The following is an 11417-nucleotide window of genomic DNA, read 5'->3' on the forward strand; positions in this document are numbered from 1 at the left end:
CACCACATCAATCGCAGAATCGAGCCGCCCATGCCGCGCATCACCCCGCTCACCATCGACTGGAAGCCCGACCGCACCTCCCCCACGCCCGTCACCGAGCAGATCGTCGACTACATGTGCCGCCAGATCTCGTCCGGCGCGTGGCCGATCGGCTCGCGTCTGCCCTCGCAGCGCACCCTTGCGGAAGGCTTCCAGGTGAACCGATCCACCGTGATCGCCGCGATCAACGAGCTCGCCGACTACGGCATCGTGGAGGGACTGCACGGCGCGGGCACGCGCATCGTGAGCAACACGTGGTCGCTGATGCTGCCCGGCGCGCCCGATTGGGCGGATTACGTGTCGTCCGGGTTCTTCAAGGCGAACAACGCGACGATCCAGACCATCAACCGCATGGAGTTCACGCCCGGCGTCACGCGGCTTGGCACGGGCGAACTCGATCCGCGGCTGTTCCCGCGCGACATGTGGCGGCGCGTGGCCGGCGAGGCGGCGGCCGAGATCGCCTCGCTCAGCTATCCGCCGCCGGAGGGATTGCCGTCACTGCGCGAGGCGATCGCCGCGCACATGCGCGCGACCGGCGTCGACTGCCAACCGGAGCAGATTCTCGTGACGTCCGGTGCGTTGCAGGCGTTGCAGATGATTTCGGTGAGTCTGCTGTCGGCCGGGTCGACGGTGATCGCGGAGGCACCGAGCTACATCAAGTCGCTGCAGGTGTTCCAGTCGGCGGGCATGCGATTGGCGGGCGTGCCGATGGACGGGGAGGGCATCGATCTCGGCGCACTGCAGTCGTTGCTGGATGGGCGCGACGTGCGGCGGGACGCGGTGCTGTATACGATTCCGACGAATCACAATCCGACCGGCGTGACGATGAGCGACGCGCGGCGGCGTGCGCTGATCGACTGCTGCGTGGCGAACCGTCTGCCGATCATCGAGGACGGCGCGTATCAGGATCTGTACTTTGGCGACGGCGACGACGGCAACGACGGCAACAATGGCATGCCGACGCCGTTGAAGTCGCTGGACGAGACCGGCATGGTGATCACGCTTGGCAGCGCGTCGAAGGCGCTTGCGCCGGGGTTGCGCATTGGCTGGATCGTGGCGGACCGGTCGATCGTGCACCGGTTGGCCGACGTGAAGATGCAGATGGATTACGGCGCGAGCGTGCTCAGCCAGTGGGTGTATGCGAGGTTTTTGACCAGCGGGCTCTACGACGAGTATCTGGTCGGGTTGAAACGCGAGCTGCGGCGGCGGCGCGACGCGGCGGCGGAGACGTTGGATCGGTTGTTCGGCGGGATCGCGCATTGGGTGGTGCCGCAGGGCGGATTCTACATCTGGCTGACGTTCGACCGGCCGATCAAGACGGGCCGTCTGTTCCAGCTGGCGTTGGATCGCGGGGTACTGCTCAATCCGGGCGATATCTACGATTTCGAGGGCGATAATTCACTGCGCCTGAGCTATTCGTACACAACGCCCGAGGAGTTCGCGCGGGCGGCGGCGGTATTGGCCGCGACCGCCCGCGAGCTGGGTGCGTGATCGGTGCGATCAGCGCGCTTAGCCGGAACGTTCAGCCGGAACGTTCAGCCGAGCTTGGCGAAATCCTCGTCGTCGAGCTGGAGCTCGCCGGCCTTGAGGCTGTCAAGGATGGTTTCGGGGCGGTGCGCGCCAGGGATCACGAACATGTGGTCGCCCTTGGCGAGCTCCCACGCGAGCACGACCTGCTGGTAGCTCACGCCGTGCTTGGCCGCGACCTCGCGGAACGGGTCGAACTTGGTTTCGTCGTACGGGTGGCGGTAGCCGCCGAGCGGGCTCCAACACACGAATGCAAGGCCGAGCTTGGCGCAGTAGTCGAGTGTGTCCTGCGTGTCGAGGTGGATCGGCGAGTACTGGTTCTGCACGGCGATGAGCTTGTCGCCGAGGATGCCGCGCGCGATGTCGAGCTGTTCGATGGTCACGTTGGACACGCCCGCGTACTGCGCGACGCCCTCGTCGACGAGCTGCTTCAACGCCTCGATGGACTCGTTGTACGGCACCTCCGGGTCGTGGCGGTGCATGTACAGCAGGTCGATGGTGTCGACGCCGAGCGCCATCGCGGATTCCTTGCCGTAGCGCAGCAAATGCTCGGGCTTGCCGTCGCGCGGCCAGATCGGCTTGCCGGCGTCGTCGTAGGCGCGGCGCAGGCCGATCTTGGTGGCGACGAGGACTTCGTCCTTCGGGCCGTGCCACGTGTCGAGGGCTTCACGGACGAGCTTTTCGCCGGTCTGCTCCTCCTCGCCGGGCGTGTAGTAAGCCCACGCGGTGTCGATGTGGCGGCAGCCCGCGTCGAGTGAGGCGTGCAGCGTTTCGATGCCGACATCGTGGCCGCGATTGTTTTCGATGGTCAGCGGCATTTCGCCGTGGCCGATGGCGGTGGTGTCGAACGGTCCGAGATTGCGGTGCAGCATGATGTTCTCCTGTGATGATCGGTGATGCGGTGTCCCTGTTCACGATACGCCATGGGCGACACGCCGGGCGACTGATCACGACACGCACGATGCGATGCCGAGATCCCCGGAATGCCACCGAACCCGATGCCGCATCATGCGTGTCGTGTTCACCCGATCGGCGTGTCGCGGCTCATCTGCCGCCGAACGACCCGCCGCCGGACCCGCCGGACGACCCGCCGAATCCGCCGCCGCCCGAGAACGACCCGCCGGACGACGAGGACGACGATGGCGCCGCTGCCTGAATCGTGGAGCGGATGTCGGCGAACCCGGCGTCGAGCTGCGCGCCGATGTCGCCGAAGTTCGCACTGAACGAGGACGCGTCAACGCCGAACGGCCCGCTCATGCCGGAAACCGCACCGCCCGCATGATCATGCCGCCACCCGTACGGCCGGTAGTGCCAGTACAGCACCGAGTCGGAGGCGTTGGAATCAAGCCAGTCCGGATCGGTCACTTGCGGATAGGCCTTCGCCAGCTCACGCAGTACCTGTTCGGAGATGCCGAGCGCCGCCGCATACACGAGGTAACGGTCCCACAGCACCAGATCGGCCGCGCCGCGATCCGAGAAGTCCGAAAAATCGACCAGATACCGGTACAGGCCGCGCACCTGCCCGGCGACCCGCTGCCCGGCGTCGGTCAACGCCGTATGCTGTGCGTAGATCAGCGCGAACAGGCTGAAGAACATGGTGGGCGCGGCGACGAGCAGCGCCAACGCCACGTTGTTCCCCATGCCGAATGCCACAACGTCGATAATCGATACGGCCAAGCCGAAGCCGCCGGCCACGGTTGCGCCGGCACCGCAGGATCGGGTCGCGCCGAGCATCGCGAACTCGTTCGCGCATGCGGTCTCGTACCGCTCAAGCGACTGGTACCCGCTCTTCCAATTCTTGCACGCCGATTTCATACGTTCGAGGTCGAACACCGGCCCGCCGACCCGCCGCGAGATCGCCTCGAACAGGCGCAGCGTGGCATCCTCGGACTGGCTGAGCCGCAGTTCCGCCCGCGCATGGTCGTCGAAGCACACCGGCAGCAGTACCAGTGTGCTGGTGTCGGCAGCGGCGTTCGCGTCGGCCGGGTTGGCACCGATCATCGTGGCGATGTCGGCGTCGTGCGCATCGCTCAGGTCGATGCCGCGGTACATGCTCATCGGTCCGGGATAGATCGCGATGGCTTTTTTGGAGGCGAGCGACAGCACGGTCGCCGTCATCCGCCGCGAACTGAGCGTACCGTGCGCGTCCAGTCCGAGCACGTCCGCCAGCCGTGCCGCCGACGCGGGACTGACGTCGGGCGGCTCACGCCAGTATTCGATATCACCGCGGTATTGTGCTCCGCGCTGACTGCGGCATGCCGCGACGACCGCGATCACGCACAGTATCAGTCCGACGAGCGCCAGTATGGCCCACAGCGCGAGCCGTCGTTGCGCGCTTGCCCGCTGGCTGTCGCGCCATGCGGTCTCCTGCCGGGTCTCGTCCTGCTGCAGCCATGCGAGACGTTCGCCGCCGCCCCGCCGTATCCAATCGCCGGACCGACTGCCGACGTTGTCCCTGCCTTTCCACCATGACGGCTCCTTGACCACGTCGGCATCGTAGGCGGCCACCACGTCGAGATATTCGCCCGCGCGCACGTCGTTCGCCGTGAACCGCAGCGATCCATCGTCGCCGCGCGTGGTCTCGGACATGCCGGTATAGTGCAGCCACGCCCACGAGTCGTCGGCCGTGATGCCGCCCGGGAAACGCACGGTGCCGGTGACCTTGCCGATCGGCGTCTGATTCGACTTGCCGAACGGCTCCCACTGGAATGTGGCGACGTCGTCGTAGAGCGTGGTCGTGCCGACGAGGGTGAAGGTCACGTCGAATTTGAGGCTGTCGGCCTTGGTGGTGTAGGGGATGTTCCAGCCGATTTCGATGGTTTTGAGCCGCGCGTCCCCATTGCCGATCGGATAGCCGTCGACGATCGGCTCGTATGGTTCCAGCGTGGAACCGGTCGCGTCGGCGATGTACCAATGGTTCGCCCAGTCGCTGTTCCATTCGGTTTCGCTGACGCCGTCCGGCAGGCGTGGCTTGGCTTGCGTGTAGGTCTGCCCGGTGGTGGCGTTGCGCACGCTGATGTCGGTGATGTCGGACAGGTTGGTGCCGTTGAGCTGGTACTGCTGGTAGAGCTGTTTCCACGGGCGCACGTTGTCGTCGTCATCGGTGCGTTTGCGCAGGCGCATGTCGATGTGTTGGGTGACGACGAGGCTGCCGTCGGATTGTACGGTTACGTCATAGTCGAGCGTACGATAGCTCAGATCGGGAGCGTCGCCGCCAAACGTGTCGGCGAGCAGCGATCCGCCGAACACCAGTATGACGACGAGCGCCGCGATGAACGCGGATCTGCCGGCGCGTTTGGCACTCATATGACTCCCCTTCCTGTCGTTGCCCGGATCGTCGCGGGCCTATGTCCGTTGGCGCGTACAGCACCGACTCACGATCATCAGAACTTGACCTGCGGCACCTGACGCGCTGCGTCGTCGGCCTGGAAGTAGTCGGCCTGCCCGAAGTGGAACAGGCCGGCGACGATGTTGGTCGGCACGGTTTCGGTGGCGTTGTTGTATTTGAGGACGATGTCGTTGTAGAACTGGCGTGCGTACGCGATCTTCGATTCGAGCTGCTTGAGCTGGCCCTGCAGGTCCAGGAAGTTCTGGTTGGCCTGCAGCTGCGGATAGGCTTCGGCCGTGGCCTGCAGGTTGACGAGTGCGCGGGACAGCGCGTTTTCGGCGGCGGCACGCTGCACGGTCGTCGCGTTCGGGTCGTTGGCGGCAGCGACGACGCCGGCGCGGGCGGCGGTCACCTGTGTGAGCACGGTCGACTCATGGCCGGCGTACCCCTTGACTGTCTCCACGAGGTTCGGAATGAGGTCGGCGCGCTGTTTGAGCTGCACGTCGATCTGCGCCCAGCCGTTCTTCACGCGGTTGCGCAGCGTCACCAACCCGTTGTAGGCGCTGACGCCCCATAGCACCAGCGCCGCCAGAATGATCAGAATAATGATGACCCATATCATCGTGCTTGCTCCTTTGCGGTTCGGTCCCCTCATCGATCGCACAGTCGATTACCTGTCATTCTTCCACACACCTCGGATACCGCCGCACGGCCGGCTGTCGGCTCCATACGCCGAGTGGCGGTTTTGTCTCACTGACGCACCCGTCAGCGAGACAAAACCGCCACTCACTACCCGTCCGTGGCGCAACCGGTTATCCACAATATATGTGGACAGACACGCCGCCGAATGTGGATAACTCGACCATTCGACCACATACCTCGGTTTGCATTGCGCGCAGCGGTCGGCACCGGATACGGTCGCCTCACCGGGCACAGACCGCCCGCCACGCGTTATCAACCGAAAGGAACCATCATGACATCACCGGCACCGCAGAACAATCATGTATCTACCGCATGCCACCATTCCCTGTCACCACTGGAGAGGCATACGCATGGAGTTTGAGTACGACAATGCGAAAAGCATGCACAACCTCGCCAAGCACGGCATCGATTTCGATGAGGCGCAGCGACTATGGGACGGAAGCAAAACGGTGATGCTCCGATCCAATAATCCCGGCAACGACACCGCGCGATATCTTGTGCTCGGTATGATTGACGGTAAGCATTGGACGGCAGTCATCACCATGAGAGGAGCACGCATTCGGATCATATCCGTACGCCGTTCACGAAAAAACGAGGAGGCAATCTATGATCGCCACTAAAGACGGCAAACGCCGCATTAGCGCCGAAGAGTTGGACCGCATGTTCGATAACGGCGATGACGTACTCGAGTTCTTCGATATGGAGCATCCCATTGTCGAGCATCACCCGCCTTTGGGTCCGCGTATCACCTTAACGGTGCCGGCGTGGGCGGTGGCTGAATCGCCGCGATCCGAGCCGGCGGCGCAAACGACTCGCTGAACGCACGCCGCATCGCGGCGGATATGGGTGTGGCCCGTCACCACGGATGGTGACGGGCCACACCCATATGCTGCGCACCTGTCAGGAGAGGATATTGCGGGCTCAAGCCCACGTGCTCCCCTCAGTCAGACTGTCGTCTGACAGCTCCCCTCAGAGAGGGGAGCCATTCCGTGAGAGGACGATCAGTCCTCGAACGGATCGAAGTCGCGACGGACGCGGCGGCGCGGGCGCTCGGTGCGCTCGACGCGGTCGGCGCGGTACTCGTCGTAGTTTTCGTCGGTGGCGTAGCGCGGGTTGCGGTCGTCGCGGCGCGAGGAGCGGCGCGGACGATCGTCACGGTCGTCACGGGACGAGCGACGGTCGTCGCGGTCGGAACGGCGATCGTCACGATCGTCGTAGTCGCGATCGGAACGACGCGAACGGCGCGGACGATCGTCGTAATCGCGATCGTCACGATCGTCACGAGACGCACGGCGATCATCACGGCGATCATCACGATCGTAATCGTCACGATCGGCACGACGGCGGCGCGGACGATCATCGTAATCGTCATCGTGATCGTCGCGGCGCGAACGGCGCGGACGGTCGTCGTAGTCACGGTCGGAGCGACGGTCGTCACGGTCGCGACGCGGCGCACGACGACGGTCGTCACGGTCACCGCCGCGATCGCCGCGATCGGCGCCACGGCCACCGCGGCCGGCGCCGGATTCCTGATCCTCGAAGCCCGGGATCGCGAGGCTGATCTTGCCGCGATCATCCACGCCCTGCACGACGACCTCGACGGTGTCGCCTTCCTTGAGCACGTCCTCGACCGCGTCGATGCGCTCGCCGTTGGCGAGGTTGCGGATCTGCGAGATGTGCAGCAGACCGTCGGTGCCCGGGGTCAGGTTGACGAACGCGCCGAACGACGTGGTCTTGACGACCTTGCCGTTGTACGTTTCGCCGGCCTGCGGCACGTGCGGGTTGGCGATCTGGTCAATGATGGCCTTGGCCTTCTCGGCCGCCTCGCCGCCTTCGGAGGAGATGAACACGGTACCGTCATCCTCGATGGCGATCTCCGCGCCGGTGTCCTCCTGGATCTGGTTGATGTTCTTGCCCTTCGGGCCGATGATCTCGCCGATCTTGTCGACCGGGACGGTGGTGGTGATGATGCGCGGGGCGTACTCGCTCATCTCGGCCGGGCCGTCGATGCACTCGTTGATGAGGTCGAGGATCGTGGCGCGAGCCTCGTGCGCCTGCTGGAGGGCGCCGGCGAGGATGTCGGCCGGGATGCCGTCGAGCTTGGTGTCGAGCTGCAGCGCGGTGATGAACTCGCTGGTGCCGGCGACCTTGAAGTCCATGTCGCCGAACGCGTCCTCGGCGCCCAGGATGTCGGTCAGGGTCTTGTAGATGTGCTGGCCGTCCACGTCGCCGGACACGAGGCCCATGGCGATGCCCGCGACCGGGGCCTTCAGCGGCACGCCCGCGGCGAGCAGGGACAGGGTGGAGGCGCACACGGAGCCCATCGAGGTGGAGCCGTTGGAGCCGATGGCCTCGGAGACCTGACGGATCGCGTACGGGAACTCCTCGCGGCTCGGCAGCACCGGCACGAGGGCCTTCTCGGCGAGGGCGCCGTGGCCGATCTCGCGGCGCTTCGGGGAGCCGACGCGGCCGGTTTCGCCGGTGGAGTACGGCGGCATCTCGTAGTTGTGCATGTAGCGCTTGGTCTGCGGGCCGGACAGCGCGTCGATCTGCTGCTCCATCTTGAGCATGTTCAGCGTGGTGACGCCCAGGATCTGGGTCTCGCCGCGCTGGAAGAGGGCGGAGCCGTGGACGCGCGGCACGATGTCGACTTCGGCCGACAGGGTGCGGATGTCCTTGAGACCGCGGCCGTCGATACGGTAGTCCTCGGTGAGGATGCGGCGGCGCACGATCTGGCGCTGCAGCTCCTTGAACGCGTTGCCGAGTTCCTTCTCCTTCTCGGCGTCGTCCATGTCGGTGAACTCGTTGGCGAGGATCTCGCGCACGTGCTCCTTGATCTCGTGGATGCGGTCCTGACGCGGCAGCTTCTCCGCGATGGACAGCGCCTCGTTGAGGTCCTCGTGCGCGATCTCGTCGATGCGCTTGTACAGTTCGTCGGTGTACTCCGGGAACAGCGGGAACTCCTTGGTGGCCTTCGCGGCCTTCTCCTTGAGTTCGTTCTGCGCCTCGCAGATGACCTTGATGAACGGCTTGGCGGCCTCGAGGCCCTGAGCCACGACGGTCTCGTCCGGCTTGGTCTGGCCTTCGTCGTAGATGAGGTGCCAGGCGTTCTTGCCGGCGCCGGCCTCGATCATGGCGATCGCGACGTCGCCGTTCTCGATCACGCGGCCGGCGACCACGATCTCGAACACGGCGCGCTCACGCTCGCTCCAGCGCGGGAACGCGACCCACTGGCCGTCGATCAGCGCCAGACGCACACCGGAGACCGGGCCGGAGAACGGCAGACCGGAGATCATCGTGGACGCGGAGGCCGCGTTCAGCGCGATGACATCGTACGCATCGTCCGGGTTGATGGCGAGGACGGTCTCGACGACCTGCACCTCGTTGCGCAGCGTGTGCGGGAACAGCGGGCGCAGCGGACGGTCGATGATGCGGCAGGCGAGGATGGCCTCGCTCGACGGACGGCCTTCGCGGCGGAAGAACGAGCCCGGGATCTTGCCCGCGGCGTACATCTTCTCTTCCACGTCGACGGTCAGCGGGAAGAAGTCGTAGTTCTCCTTCGGGCTGGAACCGGCGGTGGTGGTGGACAGGATCATCGAATCGTCGTCGAGATAGGCGGCCACCGCGCCGTCCGCCTGCTGCGCAAGACGACCCGTCTCGAACCGCAGCGTGCGCTTGCCAAACGATCCATTGTCGATAACGGCCTCAACGGCCTTGATTTCGGGACCCTCCATAGGGTTCCTCCTTTGTGTTTTCTGTTATTTCCTACAGTTACCTACTGCTTTTGCCGGACCTGCTGTCATGGCGATCATGCCATCCGCCCGGCCAAGCCATTCCTCTGCCATACGTGCGTACTTGCGTACCCGTCGTTCCGATCGTGGACGGCCCGCCGTGCGTCTCTTCCTCCCGACGCCTGCCGTCCGTCCTCATTCGTGTTCGGTGCGCGGGACTCTCCCGCGCCGTTCCTCTGTCAGATTCCAGACTTAGTTATATTTTGCGTTTCACCCTCAGACAGACACACCCCGTGCCCGTCACACCTCGTGATGCGCGCGATACCACGCAAAAGCGCCCGAGCAATAATTGCCCGGGCGCAAAAGGTTGTTATCGGCGCAGACCCAGCTTCTCGATCAGGGCGCGGTAACGGTTGATGTCGACGCGCTTGAGATAGTCGAGCATACGACGACGATCACCGACCATCAGCAGCAGACCACGACGGGAGTGGTGATCGTGCTTGTGCTCCTTGAGGTGCTCGGTCAGGTCGGCGATGCGCTTGCTCAGCAGCGCGACCTGAACCTCCGGCGAACCCGTGTCACCTTCGTGGGTAGCGAACTTGGCGATGATGTCCTGCTTTTCTTCAGCCGTAAGTGCCACGGCATCCTCCTTATGTTGCTGCGCGGTGCTGCCGGCCCAGTGCCGACGCGCTCTCTATCCGCGGGCGAAACACGCCAAAGAGATAGTGTACGTTGCCGTGCGGACTTGCCGATTCCGCACGGCAACGCAGCGGCCATCCGCGCGTCACACCGTCGTCAGCAGCCCGCCGAACAGCACGACGAGCAGCGCGATCGCCTCGATCGCGAAGAACAGAATGAACGACGCCCAACTGCGCGTCAGCACGTTCAGCGGCGAGTCCTTGCGGATCGCGACCAACAGCCCGACCCACACCACCGCATACACGGCCACCGCGAACCCGGCCGCGATGATGCCGAGGTTCGTCGCGTTCGCCAGATACGCGGCCTTGCCGTACACCACGTACGTCGAATACCAGAAGTCGAACTTCAACAGACTCAGCCCGGCGATGAACTGCTCCGCGGCGAGTCCGACCACGAACACGATGCGCCACAGCCACGTCTGCGACTCGACCACGGCCATGCCCAGTCCGGTGAGCGCGACGAGCGTGACCGTCCACGACACGAACACCAGTCCGCGCGTATCGAACGCGCTCATGTGCGCGACGAGCCATGCGGTACGCTGCACGGCGAGTGTACGGCCGACCCAGTACGGTGCGATGATCGCGACGAGCACGGCGGCCACGTATGCGATCCACTGCGCGGGGTGCGAGCGGCGACGTTCGAGATCGGCGAGCGACAGGTCCGACTCCGGGATGGACGGCGTGGGATGCTTCGACACGTCGACCTCCTCGAGTCTGCCGTCGACGATTTCCGCGACCTCGTTCGACCCGTCCGTCGATTGCGCCGATCCTGCCATGCGACCGCCTTTTCGGTATGCGTTCTGCTTCTGCATGAATACTGTACGCGGCGCTCTTCCCAGCGGGTCGATGACGGCTTGCGCGCGTATGCTTCGCAACGTGCGCGCGATTATGATGTCTGCGCGCACTTTGCGAAGCCACGACGACTGCCGGCCGATTGTTGACGATCCAGGATCTCAGGCTGCGGACGGATCGATGACGTTAGTCGTATCGCTCGAGTCGTCGGCCACGGCAGTGCCATCGTCATCCGCAATGTCGCACGGCCGTGACTTTGCGCGACGTTTCCGCAGAATGATGTTGAGCATCTCGACGCGATGCTCGAGTTCGTCGATGCGGCGGACCTGCTGCGCGATGAGCAGGTCACGTACGTCATCGTCGGGTTCGTTCGACTGGCGGCCGGGGACGACGATGACGCGCTTGCCGGAGTCGACGTTGAATTCGGTGCCGTCGGCCGACGCGGCATGCGGGTCGGATGCGGCATCGGATACCCCCCCCCCCCGGCACTGTTGTGATCGTTGCGACGCGCGCCGGTGCCGGCGCTGTCGTTTGCCGCTTTGAACGACTGCCGCCACCGTGCGAAGCAGTGTTCGATGCGCTTGTGACCGATCAGTGCGG

Annotated in this window: 9 protein-coding genes and 1 pseudogene; 3 read left to right on the plus strand and 7 right to left on the minus strand. The window is 64.8% G+C overall.

All coding sequences use genetic code 11. The annotated features are described in order from the left end of the window. Nucleotides 1-30 precede the first annotated feature (30 nt). Nucleotides 31-1530: an aminotransferase-like domain-containing protein gene (locus tag DSM100688_RS11435; RefSeq protein WP_152359209.1), complete on the plus strand. Its 1500-nt coding sequence runs from the start codon at nucleotides 31-33 to the stop codon at nucleotides 1528-1530. Nucleotides 1531-1574: 44 nt separating this feature from the next. On the opposite strand, the gene DSM100688_RS11440 is transcribed toward DSM100688_RS11435, so the two are convergent. The 3 genes from DSM100688_RS11440 to DSM100688_RS11450 all read right to left on the minus strand — a co-directional run bounded on the left by DSM100688_RS11440 (nucleotide 1575) and on the right by DSM100688_RS11450 (nucleotide 5516). After that, complete coding sequence (locus DSM100688_RS11440) at nucleotides 1575-2441, minus strand: aldo/keto reductase (protein ID WP_152359210.1); 867 nt, start codon at nucleotides 2439-2441, stop codon at nucleotides 1575-1577. A 169-nt stretch (nucleotides 2442-2610) separates the two neighbouring features. Beyond that, nucleotides 2611-4872, minus strand: coding sequence for a DUF2207 domain-containing protein (locus DSM100688_RS11445; protein WP_152359211.1), 2262 nt, complete (start codon nucleotides 4870-4872; stop codon nucleotides 2611-2613). Between the two features lie 77 nt (nucleotides 4873-4949). Then, the gene (locus DSM100688_RS11450) at nucleotides 4950-5516 is read right to left on the minus strand and encodes a LemA family protein (protein ID WP_152359212.1); all 567 of its coding nucleotides are present in this window, start codon (nucleotides 5514-5516) and stop codon (nucleotides 4950-4952) included. A gap of 430 nt (nucleotides 5517-5946) precedes the next feature. Here DSM100688_RS11450 and DSM100688_RS11455 point away from each other — a divergent pair, with 430 nt between their 5' ends. Both DSM100688_RS11455 and DSM100688_RS11970 read left to right on the plus strand, forming a co-directional pair. Then, entirely contained in the window at nucleotides 5947-6216 is a 270-nt protein-coding gene (locus DSM100688_RS11455; protein ID WP_152359213.1) for a BrnT family toxin, read from the plus strand. Beyond that, a complete protein-coding gene (locus tag DSM100688_RS11970) occupies nucleotides 6203-6415 on the plus strand; it encodes a hypothetical protein (RefSeq protein WP_204316662.1) in 213 nt (70 codons plus the stop codon). Before DSM100688_RS11455 ends, DSM100688_RS11970 begins: the two co-directional genes overlap by 14 nt. Before the next feature lie 182 nt (nucleotides 6416-6597). On the opposite strand, the gene DSM100688_RS11465 is transcribed toward DSM100688_RS11970, so the two are convergent. The 4 genes and pseudogenes from DSM100688_RS11465 to DSM100688_RS11480 form a co-directional block, all read right to left on the minus strand. Then, complete coding sequence (locus tag DSM100688_RS11465; RefSeq protein WP_152359214.1) at nucleotides 6598-9330, minus strand: polyribonucleotide nucleotidyltransferase; 2733 nt, start codon at nucleotides 9328-9330, stop codon at nucleotides 6598-6600. 367 nt (nucleotides 9331-9697) lie between these two features. Beyond that, nucleotides 9698-9967, minus strand: a complete 270-nt coding sequence (rpsO, locus tag DSM100688_RS11470) for a 30S ribosomal protein S15 (protein ID WP_152359215.1) — start codon at nucleotides 9965-9967, stop codon at nucleotides 9698-9700. 144 nt (nucleotides 9968-10111) lie between these two features. Next, nucleotides 10112-10801 carry a hypothetical protein gene (locus tag DSM100688_RS11475; RefSeq protein WP_152359216.1) on the minus strand — a complete coding sequence of 230 codons (690 nt, stop codon included), beginning with the start codon at nucleotides 10799-10801 and terminating at the stop codon, nucleotides 10112-10114. A 177-nt stretch (nucleotides 10802-10978) separates the two neighbouring features. Beyond that, nucleotides 10979-11417 (minus strand): annotated as a pseudogene (locus DSM100688_RS11480) (hypothetical protein); the annotation flags it as partial.

This window comes from Bifidobacterium ramosum (genome assembly GCF_009299505.1).
Classification (GTDB): Bacteria; Actinomycetota; Actinomycetes; order Actinomycetales; family Bifidobacteriaceae; genus Bifidobacterium; species Bifidobacterium ramosum.